This window comes from Cryobacterium sp. TMS1-20-1 (assembly GCF_004402355.1).
Classification (GTDB): Bacteria; Actinomycetota; Actinomycetes; order Actinomycetales; family Microbacteriaceae; genus Cryobacterium; species Cryobacterium levicorallinum.
In genome coordinates this window covers 1-20236 of sequence record NZ_SOGF01000052.1, presented here as the reverse complement: position 1 = coordinate 20236, position 20236 = coordinate 1, and the positions used below count along the sequence as shown (strand labels likewise).

Below are 20236 nucleotides of genomic sequence, written 5' to 3'. Positions count from 1 at the left end.
GAGATCGCACGGGCGTGGTGCGATCCACGTTACCCAATGAGACGCTGCGCAGATGAGCATTGTGCGTGCGCGACCGAGTCGTTACCAAGCCGCGACATTGGCGAAACGAATTTCCCCCTATTGGGGTGTGCTGGGGCCGGTCACTGTGATGATCCCCGCTATAATCGCGGCACGAATCTGTTCGAGTTCGTCCACCAATTCGGCTGAGACCAGGGCAGACTGATCGTGAAAATCGGCGATCTCGACGCCGCCGTTCTTGAGCGTGCCGACGAAGGCCTCGTTGTCAAAGCTGCCCTCGAGGTCAGCCCCGATCGTCTCGACGACCGCCGCTGACGTGTTTTTCAGCACGCTGGTGAGCACGACCGACTGAAACTGGGCCGGCAGGGTGACATACCCGTCGTTGTCGACCCAGATGATCGATACGCCCGGGTTCTCGATGGCAGCGGCCGCCGCGCCCTGGCCGACCTGACCGGCCACCGGCAGAATAATGTCCGCGCCCTGATCGATCAGTGTCTGGGTCAACGACTTGCCTTTGTTCACGTCCTCAAAGTCGCCGGTGAAGGAGCCGTCCTGGGTGTCCTTGTTCCAGCCGAGTACCTCAACCGTCGTCTCGTGCTTGTCGTTGTACATGGCGACACCATCGACGAAACCGTCCATGAACAGAGTGACCGGCGGCTGGTTGCCGCCGCCGAATGTTCCCACCTTGCCGGTTTTGGTGACGCCGGCCGCGAGGTACCCGGCCAGGAACGAGGCCTGAGCGGTGTCGAACACGATCGGCTTAACGTTCGGCGCGTCCACGAACTCGTCGACGATCGCAAAGTGCACGTCGGGATTTTTGGTGGCTTCAGCGAAGGTCGCATCGGCGAGCTCGAAACCGACGGTGAGCACGAACTGGCATCCGGTCGCCACAGCCTGGCTCACGTTCGGTGCGAGGTCGGTCTCCGCCGCCGACACGATCGCGTCGGTGTCAATGTTGTACTTCGTCGCCGCTTCCTGCAGCCCCTCCCAGGTGGACTGGTTGAAGGAGCGGTCGTCGAGACCGCCCGAGTTTGTGACCATGCGCGCGCAGTACTCCGGCTCCGTCGCATCCGGTGTCGCGGTCGGTGTCGGTGCGGGCGCGCAGCCGACCAGCAGCACAGCGGATGCCACGAGGGCAAAAACGGCAATCAAGCGGCGCATAGACACTTCCTTCAGCATGAACTGGAATTCTAGTCAGGTTGGGCCTAGAGCACGTCGCTCGAACCCGACAGCTTGAGCGCGTCGACGACTGCCTTGACCTTCTGGGCATTGGCACTCGTCGTCACCAACAGGGCGTCGGGGGTGTCGACGACGACGATGTCCTCGACGCCGATCAGCGCGATCATGCGCCCGGTGTGGCTGACCACGATGCCGCTCGACGAGTCGGCGAGCACCCGGGCACCCTCACCCAGGATGGCGAGGTTGGCTTTGCGTCCGCCGGAGTGCAGTTTGGCGATCGAGGCGAAGTCGCCCACGTCGTCCCAGTCGAACTGGCCGGGAATGACGACGAGTTTGCCAGCGGCGGCGGCGGGTTCGGCCACCGAGTAGTCGATGGCGATCTTCTTCAGGCGTGGCCAGACCTGGTCGACGACGGCGCCGCGGGCCGGTGTGTCCCAGGCCTCGGCGAGTTGTATGAGGCCGGCGTGCAGTTCCGGCTCTGCCGCTTCGATTTCGGCGAGCAACCGGTCGGCGCGGGCAATGAAGATGCCGGCGTTCCAGAGGTAGTTGCCGTCGGCGAGGTATCCTTCGGCGATATAGGGGCTGGGCTTCTCCACGAAGGAGTCGACGGCGAGAGCGGTCGACGCACCTTCAATATCGAGCGAGGCTGCGCTCTTGATATAGCCGAAGCCGATTGCAGCCTCGGTCGGCTGAATGCCGATGGTGACGATGTAACCGGCGTCCGCCGCGGCGACAGCCTCGGTCACAGCCGACCGGAACTGGGCATCGCCCTTGATGACGTGGTCGGCCGGAAACGATCCGATGATGACGCCGGGTTCGCGCCGCTGCAAAATCGCGGCCGCGAGGCCGATCGCAGCGGTCGAGTCGCGCGGTTCGCTCTCCAGCACAACATTCTGGTCGGCCAGTTCGGGCAGCTGCAGCTCGACGGCGGCGCGGTGGGCGCGCCCGGTGACGACCATGATGCGCTGCTCGGTGGAAAGCGGAACGAGGCGATCCCAGGTATCGCGCAGCAGGGTGTGACCGGAACCGGTGAGGTCGTGCAGAAATTTCGGGGCATCCGCTCGTGACAGCGGCCAGAGCCGGGAACCGATGCCGCCGGCAGGAATCACGCTGTACAGGCGGTCGAGGGGCTCACTGGAGGTAGTCATCGCCCCAGACTATCGCTGAGGTCGCTACGACTGTTCACCCACCGGCCACCCGACGGCAACGCCCGCGGCCTACTTTCGAACCATGCGGATCGCAGTCATCAGCGAAAGTTTCCTCCCCACCATCAGCGGGGTGACCACGAGCGTCTGCAAGGTGCTCGAGCACCTCGCGGCCACCGGGCACGAGGCTATGGTGATCGCACCCTACGGCGCCCCGGCGGAATACGCGGGCTTTCCCGTGCACACCGTTTCAGCGCTCAACTACCGCCAGTTTCCGGTCGGTATCCCCAGTCCCCAGGTGCAGAAACTGCTCGCCGATTTTCGGCCGGACGTGCTACACGCGGCCTCCCCCTTTCTGCTCGGAGCACAGGGCATCAGCGCCGCGAATCGGCTCGACATTCCCTCGGTCGCGATTTTTCAAACGGATGTCGCCGGTTACGCCCACCGCAATCACCTCGGCCCGGCCACCGCGCTCGCCTGGCGCTTCGTGAAGTGGGTGCACGAGGGCGCCACTCGAACCCTGGTGCCGTCGTCGTCGTCGATGGCCGCCCTGCTGCGGCTCGGCGTGCCACGCCTGGCGATGTGGACCCGTGGCGTTGACCTCAACGGGTTCCACCCGAACGTCAAGAACGACCCGGCCGTCGCGGCGCTGCGCGAACGCATTTCACCAACGCCCCCCAACGGCGCACCGCGCGACGTGATCGTCGGCTACGTCGGTCGGATGGCTCCGGAGAAACAGGTCGAGCGGTTGCGCGCCCTGCGCGGGCTGCCGGGCATCCGTTTGGCGCTGGTCGGTGACGGGCCGAGCGTACCGTCTATAAGTCGAGCGCTGGCCGGCATGTCCGTGACCTGGCTGGGCCGGCTCTCGGGAGCAGAGCTGGCCGTTGCCTACGCGAGCTTCGACCTGTTCGTGCATGCCGGTACCGAAGAGACCTTCGGGCAAACCATCCAGGAGGCCCACGCCGCCGGGCTGCCGGTGGTCGCGCCCTACGCCGGCGGGCCGATCGACCTCGTCGCCCACGGAGAAAACGGCTACCTGTTTCGGCCGGACGACGACCGGGACCTGCGGCACTGGGTATCTCAGCTGGTCGGCGACCCGGCGCTGCGGGCGCGCATGGGGGAAGCCGGGCGCCGCGCCGTGCTCGGACGCTCCTGGCCGACGGTCTGCGCGGACCTGGTCGACTACTACGAACAAGCCATTGACGAGCGTCGTGCGGTGCGGGCCGACACGCATGTACCCCCGTCTATGCAGCGTTAGGGTAACCTAACCGGCACGATGTGGCGGCGCACTTGTAGACTAACGCTATGTGCTCACAGCACATTCTCGGTCTCACTAAAGAGCCATAATTCAGCCAGGGAGGGTTGTTCATGCCACAGAAGGCAGGAACCCTAGATTCTCAGCAAAAGACGACATCACGTCGCCCAGCCGGCACCCTGTATCGGGGTAACACGGGCATGTGGTCTTGGGTCTTACACCGCATCACCGGTGTCGCGATCTTCTTCTTTCTGCTCGTCCATATTCTCGACACGGCACTCGTGCGGGTCAGCCCCGAAGCGTACAACGCGGTCATCGGGCAGTACCAGACGCCGATCATGGGTCTCGGTGAGGTCGCACTCGTCGGCGCCATCGTATTCCACGCCTTCAACGGGCTGCGCATCATTCTGATCGACTTCTGGAACGCCAAGTACCAGCGCGTACTGTTCTATGTCGTCATCGGCCTGTGGGTAGTCACCATGCTGGCCTTCGTGCCGCGCCACCTCATCAACGTGTTCAGCCACTAGGGGGCGATCGACATGACTTCAACAATCGAAGCTCCCCGCAGCTCGTACACCCGTTCTACCAGGAAGAGCGGCGTCAACTGGGAAAAGTGGGGCTGGATCTACATGCGCGTCTCCGGCGTCGTGCTGGTCGTGCTCATCTTCGGCCACCTGTTCGTCAACCTCATGATCGGTGAGGGCGTCAGCGCCCTGAACTTCGCGTTCGTCGCCGGTAAGCTGACCAACCCGTTCTGGATGGTCTGGGACATCATCATGCTGTGGCTCGCCCTAATTCACGGCGGCAACGGCATGCGCACCCTCGTCAATGACTACGCGACCTCACGGATCAGCCGCGGCATCCTGAAAGTCGCGATCCTGGTCAGTGTTGTTTCGCTGATCGTGCTGGGCACCCTCGTGGTGTTCACCTTCGATCCCTGCCCCGCCGGTGCGCCTGCCGACCTCGTGGCCTCGTTCTGTAAGTCCCTATAGGAGCTGCACACAAAAAAATGACATCCTCCACAGCACCCGCCGGCGCAAACCCGGAGTCCACCGTCGTAGACGGTGTGCACTACCACCAGCACGACATCGTCATTGTGGGAGCGGGTGGAGCTGGCATGCGCGCCGCCATCGAAGCCGGCCCCCATGCCAGCACGGCTGTCATCTCCAAGCTCTACCCGACGCGTTCGCACACCGGTGCGGCCCAGGGCGGCATGGCCGCGGCGCTGGCCAACGTCGAGGAAGACAACTGGGAATGGCACACCTTCGACACGATCAAGGGTGGCGACTACCTGGTTGACCAGGACGCCGCCGAGATCCTGGCCAAGGAAGCCATCGACGCGGTCATCGACCTCGAGAACATGGGCCTGCCGTTCAACCGCACCCCAGAGGGCAAGATCGACCAGCGGCGTTTCGGTGGCCACACCCGCGACCACGGCAAGAGCCCGGTTCGCCGGGCCTGCTACGCCGCGGACCGCACCGGCCACATGATTCTGCAGACGCTGTACCAGAACTGCGTCAAGCGCGGCATCAACTTCTTCAACGAGTACTACGTGCTGGACCTCGTCATGACCAACGTCGACGGCGTCGACCAGCCGTCGGCCGTGGTCGCCCTCGACCTGTCGAGCGGCGAGCTGCACGTGTTCCAGGGCAAGGCGTTCATCTTCGCCACCGGTGGTTTCGGAAAGATCTACAAAACCACCTCGAACGCCCACACCCTCACCGGTGACGGCGTCGGCATCGTCTGGCGCAAGGGCCTGCCGCTGGAGGACATGGAGTTCTTCCAGTTTCACCCGACCGGCCTGGCCGGATTGGGCATCCTCCTTACCGAGGGCGCCCGCGGTGAGGGAGCAATCCTCCGCAACGCCTCCGGTGAACGCTTCATGGAACGCTACGCGCCGACCATCAAGGACCTCGCCCCGCGTGACATCGTCTCACGCTGCATGCTCAAGGAGGTTGCGGAGGGTCGCGGTGCCGGTCCGGAGAAGGACTACCTCTACCTGGATTGCACCCACCTCGGCAAGGAACTGCTCGAGACCAAGCTGCCCGACATCACCGAGTTCGCCCGCACGTACCTCGGCGTCGACCCGGTCACCGAGCCTGTCCCGGTCATGCCGACCGCGCACTACGCGATGGGCGGCATCCCGACCAATGTGAAGGCCGAAGTCTGGCGCAACAACGAGGTCGTCGTTCCCGGGCTGTACGCCGCCGGCGAATGCGCCTGCGTCTCGGTGCACGGCTCCAACCGCCTCGGCACCAACTCGCTGCTCGACATCAACGTGTTCGGCAAGCGCGCCGGTATCAATGCGGTCGAGTATGTGAAGACGGCGTCATTCGTTCCGCTGCCGACAGACCCGGCCGGGGAAGTGCGCGAACTGCTGGAAGGCATCCGTTCATCGACCGGAACCGAACGCATCGCCGTGCTGCGCAAGATTCTGCAGGAGGAGATGGACAAGAAGGCTCAGGTGTTCCGCACTGACGAGTCCCTGGCCGAGGTCACCGAGACCATCCACCTGCTGCGTCAGCGCTACAAGAACATCGGTGTGCAGGACAAGGGCCGCCGGTTCAACACCGACCTGCTCGAGGCCGTCGAACTCGGCTTTCTGCTCGACCTGGCCGAAGTTGTCGTCTATTCCGCCCGCAACCGCAAGGAAAGCCGCGGCGGCCACCAGCGCGAAGACTATCTCGTGCGAGATGACGAGAACTACCTGAAGCACACCATGGCGTACCTCAAGGGTGACGCGATGTCGGCGGACGCCGCCGACCACATCAAGCTCGACTGGAAGCCGGTTGTCATCACCCGCTACCAGCCGATGGAGAGGAAGTACTAGTGAGCACAGCCACGATCGACAACAAGCCCGTCGTACCCGAAGAGATCAAGTCGTTCACCGCCACGATCATCGTGCGCCGGTTCAACCCGGAGGTCGACGACGAGCCGCACTGGCAGGACTTCGATGTGCAGCTCTACCCGACCGACCGCGTGCTCGACGCCCTGCACAAGATCAAATGGGAGCAGGACGGCTCGCTGACCTTCCGCCGCTCCTGCGCGCACGGCATTTGCGGCTCAGACGCCATGCGCATCAACGGTCGCAACCGCCTGGCCTGCAAGACGCTCATGAAGGACCTGGACGTCACGAAGCCCATCTACGTGGAGGCCATTAAGGGTCTGCCGCTGGAGAAGGACCTCGTCGTGGACATGGAGCCGTTCTTCGCATCGTTCAAGGAGGTGCAGCCGTTCCTCATGAACAGCGTCGCCCCAGTCAAGGGCAAGGAACGCATTCAGACCGTCGCCCAGCGCGCGCGCTTCGACGACACGACGAAATGTATTCTCTGTGCGGCATGCACGTCGAGCTGCCCGGTGTTCTGGACCGACGGACAGTACTTCGGTCCGGCCGCGATCGTGAACGCGCACCGCTTCATCTTCGATTCGCGCGATGATAATGCGGCCGTGCGCCTCGACATTCTCAACGACAAAGAGGGCGTGTGGCGTTGCCGCACGACCTTCAACTGCACGGATGCCTGCCCTCGCGGCATCCAGGTGACCCAGGCTATCGCCGAGGTCAAGCAGGCCATCATGCGCGGCAAGGCGTAACTGCCTTCTTATAGGAAAGACACCCCCGTCACCTCGACGGGGGTGTCTTTGGTTAAGCTGACACTGTGAAAGAGCTTGTAGCCCGCATCCTCACCTGGCGACCCGTGCGGGTGGTGACCCACTTCAACAACGTGGGTGGCAGCATCCTCGCCGCTGGAATGTCCTATCAGGCGATCTTCGCCATTTTCGCGGCTGTCTGGGTGGGCTTTTCGATTGCGGGGCTCTTTCTGACCGCGAATCAGGGCCTGCTGAACGCGCTCTACGCGATCATCAACCAGTCGATTCCGGGACTGATCGGCACCGACGGCATCATCGACCCCGAGTTACTCGCCACCGCCGGCATTCTCACCTGGACCGGAGCAATCGCCCTGGTCGGACTGCTGCTGACCGCGCTCGGCTGGCTGTCGGCGACGGCGCAGGCGGTGCGCACCGTCTTTGACATGCCGCAGCAGACGACGTTCTTTTTGCTGGTCAAGCTGCGCGAGCTCGGCCTCGGGCTGGTCTTCGGCCTGGCCCTCGTGTTGTCGGCGATCGTCTCGCTGGCGAGCACCGCGCTGCTCGGCCTGCTCTTTGGCATCTTTCAGATACCGCAGGACTCGTTCTTCTACGAAGCCTCGGCCCGCGCCATCGGCCTGGCCGTCGTGCTCGTCATCGACACCCTCACCCTGGCCGCCCTGTTCCGGGTGTTGTCGCGGGTACGCATTCCGGTACGGCGGTTGTTCGCCGGCGCGCTGCTGGGCGGGTTGGCGCTTGGCCTGCTCAAAATTCTCGGTGGTGCGCTGCTCGGCGGCGCCAGCCGCAACCCGCTGCTGGCGACCTTTGCGGTGATCATCGGGCTGCTGATCTGGTTCAACCTGGTGAGCACGGTCACGTTGATCGCGGCGTCGTGGATTGCGGTGGGGATGGACGCGATGCGGGGATTCCGCCCCACACGCTCAGCGCCGATGAGGCGGCGGAAGACCAGGCGCAGCGGATGCACGATGCCCTGAGGCTGACCGCGCAGGGCGAGCTCACCGCCGCCAGAGCGGATCTCGATGCCTCGCCCTGGTATGCCCGGTGGGGCGCCCGGCGGCGGCTCAGGGCTGCCGAAGCTATCGTCGAAGGCCTTGCCCGGGCAGATGCGGCGGACGCCCCAAACTAGACTTGACCCATGTCTGCAGCCAAACCTCTCCGCATTGCCAGCATCAACACGAACGGGGCACGAGCCGCGTACCGCAAGGGAATGGGCGACTGGCTGAATGCCCGTGACATCGACATTCTGGCCATCCAAGAGGTGCGTGCCTCCACCGAAGACCTCGAGGGGCTGCTCGGTCCGGACTGGAATATTCTGCACGACGCCGCCACCGCCAAGGGCCGCGCCGGGGTTGCCCTGGCAAGCCGCGCGGGGGCATCCATTCATCGCGTTGCCCTCGGTGCTGAGGAATTCGACAGCGCCGGCCGCTGGCTCGAAGCCGACTACGAGGTCAACGGCCAGATCATCACCGTGGTGAGCACGTATGTGCACTCCGGCGAGACGGACACTCCCAAGCAGGTGGAGAAGTACAAGTTTCTGGACGCCATGATCGCTCGGCTACCGGAGCTGAGCACGCACAGCTCGCTCGCGCTCGTGCTCGGCGACCTCAACGTCGGGCACCGCACGCTCGACATTAAGAACTGGCGCGGCAACAAGAAGCATGCCGGTTTTCTGCCGGAAGAGCGTGAGTATTTCGACCGTATCCTCGGCGCTGAAGGCGACGCTTTGTACAACGCGGGCGCCGGACTGGGCTGGGTGGATGTTGGGCGCAAGTGGGCTGGCGAGGTTGAGGGTCCATACACCTGGTGGTCTCAGCGCGGCCAGGCATTCGACAACGACACCGGATGGCGGTTGGACTACCACCTGGCCAGCCCGGAGTTGGCGGCATCCGTGGTGTCGTATGCGGTCGACCGGGCCGCAGCGTACGACCAGCGTTGGAGCGACCACTCCCCCGTCGTTGTCGACTATGACCTTTCTGGAGCGTTGAACTCATGACCAAACCCCGCCTCTATTCGGGCATGCAGCCCTCCGCCGAGTCCCTGCAGATCGGCAACTACATTGGCGCGCTGCTGAACTGGAAGTCGCTGCAGCAGACCCACGACGCGTTCTTCAGCATCGTCGACCTGCACGCGATCACCGTCGCGCAGGAGCCTGTGAAGCTGCGTGAGAACACCCGCGGCACGGCGGCGCAATACATTGCGGCCGGGATCGACCCGTCGGCGTCGACGCTGTATGTGCAGTCGCATGTCGCGGCGCACGCGCAGCTGGCCTGGGTGCTGAACACCATCACCGGGTTCGGTGAGGCCAGCCGCATGACCCAGTTCAAGGACAAGTCCGCGCGGCACGGCGCCGACGCGACGACGGTGGGTCTGTTCGCCTACCCGACACTGATGGCGGCGGATATTCTGCTCTACCAGACCACGGTGGTGCCGGTCGGAGAGGACCAGCGCCAGCACGTTGAACTCACCCGCGACCTCGCGCTGCGCTTCAACTCACGGTTCGGCGACACCTTCACGATTCCCGAGGTGGCGATCGTGAAGGAGACCGCGAAGATCTACGACCTGCAGAATCCCACGTCGAAAATGTCGAAGTCGGCCGAGTCGCACGCCGGAGTGATCTGGCTGCTCGACGAGCCCGGGGTCACCAAGAAGAAGATCATGCGGGCCGTGACGGATGCCGATGGCGGCGTGGTCTTCGACCGCGAGAACAAGCCGGGCGTGGCGAACCTGCTGACGATCTACTCCGTACTCGCCGGTCAGTCGATCGAGTCGCTGGAGAACGAGTACGCCGGGCGAGGCTACGGCGATCTGAAGAAGGGTCTCGTCGAAGTTGTACTCGGCACCTTCGACCCGATTCGCGAGCGCGTAGCCGAGCTGCTCGGCGACCCGGCCGAACTCGACCGGGTGCTGGCGTCGAACGCCGCCCGGGCTGACGCTGTAGCGAACGAAACCCTCGCGACCGTCTACGACCGCGTAGGCTTTCTCCCCCGCCGCTGATGCCCGTTCCTCCCCCTGCGCCTGGTGGCGAGAGCGCAAAAAGTGCCCGATTGGACCCGTCAAACGGGCACTTTTTGCGCTCTCGGCGACCTGGGGTGGTGCTGTTCGACCTCGACGACACCCTGTTCGAGCACCGCGGAGCTGTTGCGGCGGGAATCCTGCTGCACCTCGACCGGATCGGCGGTGCATTCGCGACCGGCGACCGCAATGCAGCAATCGTGCTTTGGGACGCGCTCGAGGAGGAGCATTACCACTCCTACCTCGCCGGCGCTCTGGACTTTGCCGGCCAGCGGCGCGCCCGGGCCCAGGACTTCGCCGCATCGTTCGACATCTCGCTGACCGACGCCGAGGCCGACGCCTGGTTTGACGAGTACTTTCTGAGCTACCGGGCCAGTTGGCGGCTGCACGACGACGCGCTCCCCTGCCTCGACGCGCTGGCTGAGGTTCTGCCCGGGGTGCGCTTTGGCCTCATCACGAACGGCGACCCGGTGTTTCAGGGCGAGAAGATTCGGCGGGTCGGGCTGACCCACCGGTTCGAGCACGTCGTCACCTCCGGTGCTCTCGGCTTCGCCAAGCCGGACGCGCGCATCTTCCAGCACGCCTGCGCGTTGTTCGACGTTCCGGTGGAGGGGGCGGTGTACGTGGGCGATCGGCTTCGCACGGATGCCGTGGGCGCGGCCGCTGCGGGGCTGACGGGTGTCTGGCTGGACCGCGCCGGCGCATCCGCTGCCCCCGTTGGAATCCTCCGTATCGAATCCCTCCACGACCTTCCGCCCCTATTGGCACAGTGACGCGAGAGCGCAAAAAGTGCCCGATTGGATAGTCCAATCGGGCACTTTTTGCGCTCTCGCGAGAAGAGCTAGCGCACGTCTTCGTCTACCCAGTCGAGGGTCTTCGTTACGGCCTTCTTCCAGTTGCGCAGGAGGCGATCGGCCTCGTCCTTGTCCATGGACGGCTCCCAGCGGGAGTCCTCCTGCCAGTTGGCGCGGAGGTCGTCGAGGCCACTCCAGAAGCCGACGGCCAGGCCGGCCGCATACGCGGCGCCCAGGGCGGTGGTCTCGGCGACGACCGGGCGCACGACGGGCACGCCGATAATGTCGGCCTGGAACTGCATGAGCAGGTCGTTGGCCGTGGCACCACCGTCGACCTTGAGTTCGGTCAGCGGAACCCCGGAGTCGGCATTGACCGCATCGAGCACCTCTCGCGTCTGGTACGCGATGGCCTCGAGCGCGGCGCGGGCGATGTGGCCCTTGTTCACGTAGCGGGTGAGACCGACCAGGGCGCCACGGGCATCCGACCGCCAGTACGGCGCGAACAGACCCGAGAAGGCCGGCACGAAGTACGCCCCGCCGTTGTCCTTGACCGTCTTGGCGAGGTCTTCGATCTCGGAGGCGTTCTTGATGATGCCGAGCTGGTCCCGCATCCACTGCACGAGCGAACCGGTCACGGCGATCGATCCCTCGAGCGCGTAGTGCACGGGGGCATCGCCGAGCTTGTAGCCCACGGTCGTGAGCAGGCCGTTCTTGGAGTGGATGATCTCGGTGCCGGTGTTGAAGATCAGAAAGTTTCCGGTGCCGTAGGTGTTCTTGGCCTCGCCCTGGTCGAACGCGGCCTGGCCGAAGGTCGCGGCCTGCTGGTCACCCAGGATGCCCGCAATCGGCACCTCGCGCAGCAGGCTGTGCCCGCTCGCGATGCCGTAGACCTCGGACGAGCTCTTGATCTCGGGCAGCATCGACTTGGGCACGTCGAAGATGGCCAGGATCTCGTCGTCCCACTGCAGGGTTTCGAGGTCCATGAACATCGTGCGGCTGGCGTTGGTGACGTCGGTCGCGTGCACGCCACCCTCGATGCCGCCGGTCAGGTTCCAGAGGACCCAGGAGTCGGTGGTACCGAACAGGAGGTCGCCGGCATCCGCTTTCGCGCGGGCGCCCTCGACGTTCTCGAGGATCCAGACGATCTTGGTGCCGGAAAAATAGGTGGCCAGCGGCAAGCCGACCTTCTGCTTGAAACGCTCGACACCGCCGTCGGCCGCGAGGCGGTCGACGATTGCCTGGGTGCGGGTGTCCTGCCAGACGATGGCGTTGTAGACGGGCACGCCGGTGTTCTTGTCCCAGACGACAGCGGTTTCGCGCTGATTGGTGATGCCGATGGCCTCGATGTCGTGCCGGGTGATGTTCGCTTTGGACAGCGCCTGGCCGATGGCCTCACGGGTGTTGTCCCAGATTTCTTTCGGGTCGTGCTCGACCCAGCCGGCCTGCGGCAGAATCTGTTCGTGCTCAAGCTGACCGGTCGAAATGATCGACCCGGCCTTGTCGAAGATGATCGCGCGGGAGCTCGTGGTTCCCTGGTCGATGGCGAGAACGTACTTGGCCATTTGTAACTCCTTTGTTGTTCCAGGTGGGATGAATCAGTTTAAAGCGGATGCTGCAGAATGCGTCGGCAGGCCTAGCCCAGGATGGGCAGCAGCACACCAGAGGAGGCACCGGCGAGCACGCCGCCGATGATCGGGCCGACGACGGGTACCCAGGAATACGACCAGTCGCTTGAGCCCTTGCCCTTGATCGGCAGCAGGAAGTGCGCGATGCGGGGGCCGAGGTCACGCGCCGGGTTGATGGCGTAGCCGGTGGGCCCACCGAGCGAGGCGCCGATCGCGATCACGAGCAGGGCCACCGGCAGTGCACCGAGGGCCGCGAGCCCGCCGCCGTCGCCGTTGCGGCCGAAGCCGATGACGACGAAAACCAGCACGAAGGTGCCGATGATTTCGGTGACCAGGTTCCAACCGTAGGAGCGGATGGCCGGCCCGGTCGAGAAGACACCGAGCTTGTTGGCGGCTTCCGGCTCCTGATCGAAGTGCTGCTTGTAGGCAAGCCAGACCACGACGGCACCGAGGATCGCGCCGATCATCTGCGCGCCGATATAGGTCATGATCGACACGAAGTTGACCGGAACGCCGGAGCCGAACGTGTCGGTGCCGCTCGCGACGAGGCCGAGCGTGACGGCCGGGTTCAGGTGGGCGCCCGAGTTGTACGCGGCGATGACACCGGCGTAGACCGCGAGGCCCCAGCCGATGGTGACCATGAGAAAACCGCCGCCGAAGCCCTTGTTCTTGGCGAGCGCGACGTTGGCGACCACGCCACAGCCGAGGAGTATGAGGATGGCCGTTCCCACGACCTCTGACATAAATACGACACCGAGATTGTCCACATTGACCTTTCAGATGGGGTGCTGCCGACTGACCTAATTGTCGAGTGCGACGGTCGTGTTGTTTGTGACCTGTGTAAAAACGTATCGGCGCCCGGCCCGGCGATGGTCGCTTTGAGCTGCACGTTCGTGCAGATTGTCGGCAATCGCCGGCCAGGGCGGACGCGTCAGGCGACGCGAATGGGAGTCTGGCTGACCGGGGCCAGCGTGACCCCGTGCACGTCGCTCAGGATGCTGCGGGCCAGCTCGATCTCTTCGGCCATTCGCCCAGCATCCCACCCCAAAACCGGGGCGACGACACCGCTGAGCTCCTCGATCAGCGGCGTGGTGACGGATCCGACGAAGGCCATGCTGGTGCGACGCAGCAGCACGTCGATCAGGCGCACGACACTCTCGGTGGAGGCCAAAAACTCGATCTCGCGCCGGCTGTAGGCGGAGTTGTGTACGAGCAGGGCATCCGCTGGAGCGGTCGGGTCGGTGAGAAAGTCGATGACCTCGCTCGCGCGGGTGCCGTACCGGGCGAGCAGGGCTGCGGCGCGGTCTGCGCCCACCTCGTCACCGTGGGCGGTGACCCAGACCTGGTGGGCGGCATCCGTTGCGGGGAAGTTGCGGCCGCCGCCGATGGCCAAGCCCTCGGTGGAGACGGTGCGCGGCAGGCCGAGCAGCTTCAGGATGTCGGTGCTCAGGTGCTCGGCCAAGGCGCGGAAGGTGGTCCATTTGCCGCCGACCAGGCTGAGCAGGGTGCCGTCTTCGGTACCGGCGCGGGGCAGCGGACGCGACTCGATGCGGTAGTCGCGGGAGACGAATCCGGGGGCTTCTTCGTCGTGGCGCGGGAGCGGGCGTACGCCGGCGAAGCGGAACACGATGTGCGAACGGTCGACCTTCACGGTTGGGAAAACGTGCGCGACCAGGTCGAAGAAGTAGTCGATCTCGTCTTCGGTGCAGCGAATCGGCTTGCTCATGTCGTGTTCGAGGTCGGTGGTGCCGACCAGAACGCGGCCCTTGAGCGGGTAGATCAGCACGATGCGGCCGTCTTCGTGTTCGAAGAAGATCTCGCGGCCACCGGTCGCCGCGAGCAGCTCCGGGTTGTCGAGGACGATATGGGAGCCCTTGGTGCCGCCCATGAACGTGCTCGGCTGCCCGAGAGCGGTGTTGGTCAGGTCGGTCCAGGGCCCGCTCGTGTTGACGACGACATCCGCTGTGAAGGTGAACTCTTCGCCGGTGATGCTGTTGCGCAGCAGCACGCCGTTCTCACTCATGCCCGCGGCTTCGACGTAGTTGGCGGCGCGAGCATGCGGGCCAGCGTCGAGGCCGTCGCGCAGCACGTCGAGGGCGAGGCGCTCAGGGTCGTGCATCGCGGCGTCGTAGTACGTTGCCGTGTACTTGAGGCCGGGGTTCAGCAGCGGCAGAGCGGAAAGCGCCTGACTGCGGCCCTTGAACTCGTGACGCGGCACCGAACCGCCGTCGCGGGAGAAGGCGTCGTAGATCATCATGCCGAGTTTGATCAGCAGGGCGCCACGCTCAACGTGCTTGGAACCCTGCTTGTGGGTGAGGAAACGCAGCGGCGCGGCCATCACTCCGGAGAAGGTGGAGAAGATGGGGATGGTGGTCTGCAGCGGCTTGACGTAGTGCGGCGCGATCTTGAGCAGGCCGTTGCGCTCGGTCACCGACTCCTTGACCAGGCGAAACTCGCCGTTTTCGAGGTAGCGCACCCCGCCGTGGATCATGTGCGAGCTCGCCGACGAGGCGCCGGAGACGAAGTCGTTCTTCTCGACGATGACCACGTCGACGCCCTGCAGGGCCAGATCGCGGAAGGTTGCGATGCCATTGATGCCGGCGCCGATAATGAGCACCTGGGCGTTGGGACGATCGTTGAGTGCTGACGAAGTCTGTGAGTTTAAGAACGACATTGTTGTCACCTCTGTCTCGGGCTTGCATTGCGGCAAGCCATGTGGATACATTCATTCTGACAGTCCGACACAATTTCTCAACCGGATTGAACATACGTGCAAGGAGCCGTTGTGACCCTCGACATTGATCCCGTGCAGTCCGATCGCAGCCGCGACGCCCTCACCGCGGCGCACCTGTATTACATGCAGGACCTCACCATGGATGCCATCGCTCGGGAGCTGCACACCTCCCGCTCCTCCGTCTCTCGCCTGCTCAGCCATGCTCGGGAGACCGGCCTGGTCGACATCCAAATCAAGTCGCCATTGGATGCCCCGAGTCACCTCGAGCAGCAGCTCGAGGCTCGATTTCAGATCACCGCGCACGTCGTTCCGGTACCAGACAGCGCGAGCGACGTCGATCGCCTCGAGCGCGTAGCCCTGTCTGTTGCACGGATTCTCGGTCAATACTTTGACTCGAACATGACCATGGGCATCGCCTGGGGCTCCACTATGAACGCGATCAGCCGACACGTGACGCCCAAACAAACCCACAACTCGCAGATCGTGCAGCTCAACGGTGCTGGAAACATGCGCACGACCGGCCTCGGCTACGCGAGTGAAATTCTCGGACGCTTCGGCACGGCGTTCGGCGCACACATTCAACAGTTTCCGGTGCCGGCGTTCTTCGACGACCCGGCCACCAAGAAGGCGCTGTGGCGGGAGCGCAGCATAAGCCGCCTGATCGACATGCAAGCCATCATGGATATCGCCCTGTTCGGCCTCGGCTCTCCGTTTTCCGGTGTGATCAGCCGTGTCTACGCCGGTGGCTACCTGGAGAAAGCCGAATTCGATGCACTCAGCGCCGCCCAGGTGGTCGGCGACGTGGCCACCGTGTTTTACCGCGCCGACGGTTCGACCGACGGCATTGCTCTGAACGAGCGTTCAACCGGCCCGGACTTCACCGTATTGCGCCGCACTCCGCGCCGCATCTGCGTCGTGGCCGGCCGCTCCAAGCTCGCGAGCCTGCGCGGGGCCCTCGCCGCCCGGCTGATCACCGACCTGTTCGTCGACGAGAGCACGGCCCGGGCCCTGGTCGAGGCCTCCTAAGCCCCTGACCGGAACAGCGGATGTCGCCGGGAATAGTACCGCGCGCGGACTGTTGCACTATAACTAGAAGTAGTACACGTGCTCCGGGGTCGGTGTAATTCCGAACCGGCGGTTAAAGTCCGCGACCCGTTAGCCCCTCGAGAGAGAGGCGAAACGGTTGAGCTGGTGAAACTCCAGCACCGACGGTCAAAGTCCGGACGGGAGGCGCACGAGTCGGTTGGCCCCTACGGTCGACCGGCGGGTTTGTGCAGGTCTGCACCCCCATACCCCCGGAGCTCGTCCAATACGGATGAGGGCGGGATGACCAACAACGCGGCAGTGCACACCCTGCACAGCGCCATGCGTCGCGCGCTCGAACTTGCCGCCCAGGGCCCGTCCACCGGCGTCAACCCCCGGGTCGGCTGCGTCATTGTGAACGCTGAGGGCGACACCCTCGCCGAAGGCTGGCACCGCGGAGCCGGCAGCAAGCACGCCGAGGTCGACGCGCTGTCCCAGCTCGCCCCCGGCGCTGCGCGCGGCAGCACCGTCGTGGTCACTCTGGAACCCTGCAACCATGTCGGCCGCACGGGACCCTGCGCCGAGGCCCTGATCGAGGCCGGCGTCGCTCGCGTCGTTTACTCGGTGACCGACTCCGGCGAACGTTCCTGCGGCGGAGCCGACCGGCTGCGCGCTGCCGGAGTTGACGTGCAGGGCGGCCTGCTCGTGGCGGAGGGCGAAGAGTTCCTGGGCGACTGGCTCGTTGCCGCCCGCCTCGGGCGCCCGTTCGTCACGCTCAAGTGGGCGGCGAGCCTCGACGGTCGTGCGGCAGCGGCCGACGGCTCCAGCCGTTGGATCACCGGCGGCGCAGCCCGCGTCGACGTGCACCAACGGCGTGGTGCCGCCGCCGCGATCCTGGTCGGCACCGGGACCGTGCTCGCCGACGATCCGGCCCTGACCGCGCGCGACGCCGATGGCGCGCTGCTCAAGCAGCAACCGGTGCCCGTGGTGCTGGGCCGACGTCCGCTGCCGGCATCCACTGCCCTGTTCAACCACCCGCAGTCACCGCTGTTTTTCGACGGACGCAACCTTCCCGGCGTTCTCGCCGACCTGCACGGCCGAGGGCTGCGCAGCGTGTTCATCGAGGGTGGACCGACCGTGGCGAGCGCCTTCGTCGCCGCCGGCCTGGTCGACGAATACCTCATCTACCTGGCTCCGACGCTCATCGGCGGCTCCCGGCTCGCCCTCACCGACATCGGTGTGGCCGCGATCGGTGAGCAGCGCCGCCTCGCCATTCTTTCCCTCGACCGCCTCGGTGACGATGTTCTCATCGTCGCCCGACCGCAGACCAACTAAGGAACCCATGTTCACCGGAATCATCGAGGAGCTCGGCCAAATCGAGCGCATCGAGCAGACAGCGGATGCCGCCCGCCTCACCATCCGCGGCCCGCTCGTGATCGACGGCGCGCTGCGAGGCGACTCCATCGCCGTGCAGGGCGTCTGTCTCACCGTGGTCGAGCGCACCGCCGAAACCTTCACCGCCGACGTGATGGCGCAGACCCTGTCGATGTCGACACTGTCCGCGGCCCTCGTCGGCTCCCCGGTCAACCTCGAACGCGCCGCCCTCGTCGGTGGACGCCTCGGCGGCCACATCGTGCAGGGCCACATTGACGGCACCAGCACGGTGCTTAGCCTCACGCCCGGTGATGCCTGGCGAGTGCTGCGGTTCAGCCTCAGCGCCGAACTCGCGCCGCTCGTCGTCGGCAAGGGTTCGATCGCCATCGACGGCGTCTCCCTCACGGTGAGCAACATCAGCCCCGCCACCGAGACGGATCAGTGGTTTGAGGTGTCACTCATTCCCGAGACCCTCACGGTGACCACCCTCGGCGAGCGCGCCGTCGGCGACCGAGTCAACATTGAGACGGACATTCTGGCCCGCCACGTTGAACGGATGCTCGCCCTGACGGCGACCCACAATTCCCAGCACGTCACCACCCCAAGGAGCGCATCATGAGCCTCGCCGATATTCCCTCCGCACTCGACGCCCTACGCCTCGGTCGACCGGTCATCGTCGCCGACGACGAGGGCCGCGAAAACGAGGGAGACGTCATTATCTCGGCCCAGCTCGCCACGCAGGAGTGGATCGCCTGGACCGTGCGCTACTCTTCCGGCTTCATCTGCGCGCCGATGACGAATGAGATCGCTGACCAGCTCGACCTGCCGGTGATGGTCTTGAACAACGAAGACCCGCTCGGTACCAACTACACCGTGAGCGTCGACGCGGCCGATCGGCTGTCGACCGGGATCAGCGCCGCCGACCGGGCCCACACCCTGCGAGTTCTGGCCGATCCGGCGTCGGCACCGGCCAGCCTGCACCGCCCCGGCCACATCCTGCCGCTGCGCGCCCGCGACGGCGGCGTGCGCGAGCGCAGCGGCCACACCGAAGCCGGCGTCGACCTGATGAAACTAGCCGGTCTGGTTCCGGTCGCGGCGATCGCTGAGATCGTCGCCGAAGACGGCGAGATGATGCGACTGCCCGGCCTGCTCGAACTCGGCGAGCGCGAGGGGCTGCACGTCATCACGATTAAAGACCTGATCAGCTACCTCGACGAGTTCCACCCCAACGCAGCACTGCCGACGATCGCGCCACTGATCGAGGCGCCGCGGGTCGACTTCGAGGTGGAGACCACCATCCCCACCCGGCACGGCCTCTTTCGGGTGCGCGCCTACCGAGACCGTTCCACGGGCGCCGACCACGTCGCCTTCGTCGCCGGCAACCCGGCCAATGGCGCCATCGTGCGGGTTCACTCCGAGTGCCTCACCGGCGAAGCGTTCGGCTCACTCAAGTGCGAGTGCGGACCACAGCTCGACGCCTCACTCGACATCATCCAGGAGGAAGGCGGCGTGGTCGTCTACCTGCGCGGCCAGGAGGGGCGCGGCATCGGCCTGATCAATAAGCTGCGCGCCTACGAGCTGCAGGAAGACGGGCTCGACACCCTCGACGCCAACGTGGCGCTGGGTCTGCCCGTCGATAGCCGCGAGTACGGCGCGGCCACCAGCATCCTGCACGAACTGGGGTTGAGTTCGGTGCGGCTGCTCACCAACAACCCCGAGAAGGTACGTCAACTCGAACTGCACGGCGTCGCTGTGACCGAGCGCGTGCCACTCGTGGTGGGGATCGGCGAATACAACGAGGAATACCTCGCCACCAAGCGCGACCGCATGGGGCACCACATCACCGACACCGAAATCATGAACGGAATCGCCTAATGGCCGGAACAGGACCCACCCTCAGCGTTGACGGCTCCGGCTTGCGCGTCGTCATCGTCGCGGGTCTCTGGCACGACGTGATCACCGACGGCCTCATCGCCGGCGCAACCCGCGTGCTCGAAGCGAGCGGAGCCTCCTGGTCGCTCGTGCGCGTGCCGGGCAGCTTCGAACTGCCCGTTGCCTGCAAGGTCGCGCTCGAAAACGGGGCCGACGCGGCCGTCGCCCTCGGCGTGATCATCCGGGGCGGCACTCCACACTTTGAGTTCGTCTCCAATGCGGCAACGGATGGTCTCACTCGCGTTGCGCTCGACACCGGCAAGCCCGTGGGCTTCGGCGTGCTGACCCTCGACGACGAACAGCAAGGCCTCGACCGGGCCGGACTGCCCGGATCGAAGGAAGACAAGGGCGAGGAGGCGGCATCCGCTGCCCTGGCCACCGCAATTCTGCTGCGCGAGCTGCGCAGCTAGCTTGTAGCGCATCGTCGTCACCTAGGAGCGTGGGTCAGTAGTACCAAAGTTTAAAACGCCGGTCGATTTCCCGGGGTTGGGGTGTTGGTCTGGGAAAATTGATTATGAGCGATTCTGATGGCCTGTTCC

The 20236-nt window shown here is 65.1% G+C and carries 19 protein-coding genes and 1 riboswitch; of the genes, 14 read left to right on the top strand and 5 right to left on the bottom strand.

Annotation, left to right across the window (positions count from 1 at the left end; genetic code table 11):
• Window positions 1–117: 117 nt before the first annotated feature.
• Window positions 118–1179: a BMP family protein gene (locus tag E3O45_RS11380; protein ID WP_134443501.1), complete on the bottom strand. Its 1062-nt coding sequence runs from the start codon at window positions 1177–1179 to the stop codon at window positions 118–120.
• 44 nt (window positions 1180–1223) lie between these two features.
• A complete protein-coding gene (locus tag E3O45_RS11375) occupies window positions 1224–2345 on the bottom strand; it encodes a mannose-1-phosphate guanylyltransferase (RefSeq protein ID WP_134443500.1) in 1122 nt (373 codons plus the stop codon).
• 82 nt (window positions 2346–2427) lie between these two features.
• On the opposite strand from E3O45_RS11375, the gene E3O45_RS11370 reads away from it, so the two are divergent.
• From E3O45_RS11370 to E3O45_RS11330, 9 genes are all read left to right on the top strand, one after another.
• Window positions 2428–3600 carry a glycosyltransferase family 1 protein gene (locus E3O45_RS11370; RefSeq protein WP_134443499.1) on the top strand — a complete coding sequence of 391 codons (1173 nt, stop codon included), beginning with the start codon at window positions 2428–2430 and terminating at the stop codon, window positions 3598–3600.
• Between the two features lie 110 nt (window positions 3601–3710).
• Window positions 3711–4124, top strand: coding sequence for a succinate dehydrogenase, cytochrome b556 subunit (gene sdhC, locus E3O45_RS11365; RefSeq protein WP_092448920.1), 414 nt, complete (start codon window positions 3711–3713; stop codon window positions 4122–4124).
• Window positions 4125–4136: 12 nt separating this feature from the next.
• On the top strand, window positions 4137–4589 hold the full coding sequence (locus E3O45_RS11360) for a succinate dehydrogenase hydrophobic membrane anchor subunit (RefSeq protein ID WP_134443498.1): 453 nt from the start codon (window positions 4137–4139) through the stop codon (window positions 4587–4589).
• Window positions 4590–4606: 17 nt separating this feature from the next.
• Window positions 4607–6427 (top strand): succinate dehydrogenase flavoprotein subunit, encoded by a 1821-nt coding sequence (gene sdhA, locus E3O45_RS11355; RefSeq protein ID WP_092448922.1) that lies wholly within the window; start codon window positions 4607–4609, stop codon window positions 6425–6427.
• Window positions 6427–7188, top strand: coding sequence for a succinate dehydrogenase iron-sulfur subunit (locus E3O45_RS11350; protein ID WP_134443497.1), 762 nt, complete (start codon window positions 6427–6429; stop codon window positions 7186–7188). The genes sdhA and E3O45_RS11350 overlap by 1 nt, the downstream gene beginning before the upstream one ends.
• Window positions 7189–7253: 65 nt before the next feature.
• Entirely contained in the window at window positions 7254–8177 is a 924-nt protein-coding gene (locus tag E3O45_RS11345) for a YihY/virulence factor BrkB family protein (RefSeq protein WP_134443496.1), read from the top strand.
• Window positions 8178–8338: 161 nt separating this feature from the next.
• Complete coding sequence (locus tag E3O45_RS11340) at window positions 8339–9196, top strand: exodeoxyribonuclease III (protein ID WP_134443495.1); 858 nt, start codon at window positions 8339–8341, stop codon at window positions 9194–9196.
• Window positions 9193–10197 (top strand): tryptophan--tRNA ligase, encoded by a 1005-nt coding sequence (gene trpS, locus E3O45_RS11335; protein ID WP_134443494.1) that lies wholly within the window; start codon window positions 9193–9195, stop codon window positions 10195–10197. Before E3O45_RS11340 ends, trpS begins: the two co-directional genes overlap by 4 nt.
• A 95-nt stretch (window positions 10198–10292) precedes the next feature.
• Entirely contained in the window at window positions 10293–10988 is a 696-nt protein-coding gene (locus E3O45_RS11330) for an HAD family hydrolase (RefSeq protein WP_241979067.1), read from the top strand.
• A gap of 68 nt (window positions 10989–11056) precedes the next feature.
• On the opposite strand, the gene glpK is transcribed toward E3O45_RS11330, so the two are convergent.
• The 3 genes from glpK to E3O45_RS11315 all read right to left on the bottom strand — a co-directional run bounded on the left by glpK (window position 11057) and on the right by E3O45_RS11315 (window position 15308).
• Entirely contained in the window at window positions 11057–12571 is a 1515-nt protein-coding gene (gene glpK / locus E3O45_RS11325) for a glycerol kinase GlpK (protein WP_104133318.1), read from the bottom strand.
• Window positions 12572–12642: 71 nt separating this feature from the next.
• Entirely contained in the window at window positions 12643–13377 is a 735-nt protein-coding gene (locus tag E3O45_RS11320; RefSeq protein WP_134443492.1) for an MIP/aquaporin family protein, read from the bottom strand.
• Between the two features lie 188 nt (window positions 13378–13565).
• A complete protein-coding gene (locus tag E3O45_RS11315) occupies window positions 13566–15308 on the bottom strand; it encodes a glycerol-3-phosphate dehydrogenase/oxidase (protein WP_134443491.1) in 1743 nt (580 codons plus the stop codon).
• 111 nt (window positions 15309–15419) lie between these two features.
• Here E3O45_RS11315 and E3O45_RS11310 point away from each other — a divergent pair, with 111 nt between their 5' ends.
• The 5 genes from E3O45_RS11310 (at window position 15420) to ribH (ending at window position 20107) form a co-directional block, all read left to right on the top strand.
• A complete protein-coding gene (locus E3O45_RS11310; protein ID WP_370450001.1) occupies window positions 15420–16394 on the top strand; it encodes a sugar-binding transcriptional regulator in 975 nt (324 codons plus the stop codon).
• A gap of 75 nt (window positions 16395–16469) precedes the next feature.
• Window positions 16470–16607, top strand: a riboswitch (FMN riboswitch).
• A gap of 87 nt (window positions 16608–16694) precedes the next feature.
• The gene (gene ribD / locus E3O45_RS11305) at window positions 16695–17726 is read left to right on the top strand and encodes a bifunctional diaminohydroxyphosphoribosylaminopyrimidine deaminase/5-amino-6-(5-phosphoribosylamino)uracil reductase RibD (protein ID WP_241985332.1); all 1032 of its coding nucleotides are present in this window, start codon (window positions 16695–16697) and stop codon (window positions 17724–17726) included.
• A gap of 7 nt (window positions 17727–17733) precedes the next feature.
• Window positions 17734–18384, top strand: a complete 651-nt coding sequence (locus E3O45_RS11300; protein WP_134443490.1) for a riboflavin synthase — start codon at window positions 17734–17736, stop codon at window positions 18382–18384.
• On the top strand, window positions 18381–19640 hold the full coding sequence (gene ribA / locus E3O45_RS11295; RefSeq protein WP_134443489.1) for a GTP cyclohydrolase II: 1260 nt from the start codon (window positions 18381–18383) through the stop codon (window positions 19638–19640). The genes E3O45_RS11300 and ribA overlap by 4 nt, the downstream gene beginning before the upstream one ends.
• Window positions 19640–20107, top strand: a complete 468-nt coding sequence (gene ribH / locus E3O45_RS11290; RefSeq protein ID WP_134443488.1) for a 6,7-dimethyl-8-ribityllumazine synthase — start codon at window positions 19640–19642, stop codon at window positions 20105–20107. Before ribA ends, ribH begins: the two co-directional genes overlap by 1 nt.
• The last annotated feature ends 129 nt before the right edge of the window (window positions 20108–20236 follow it).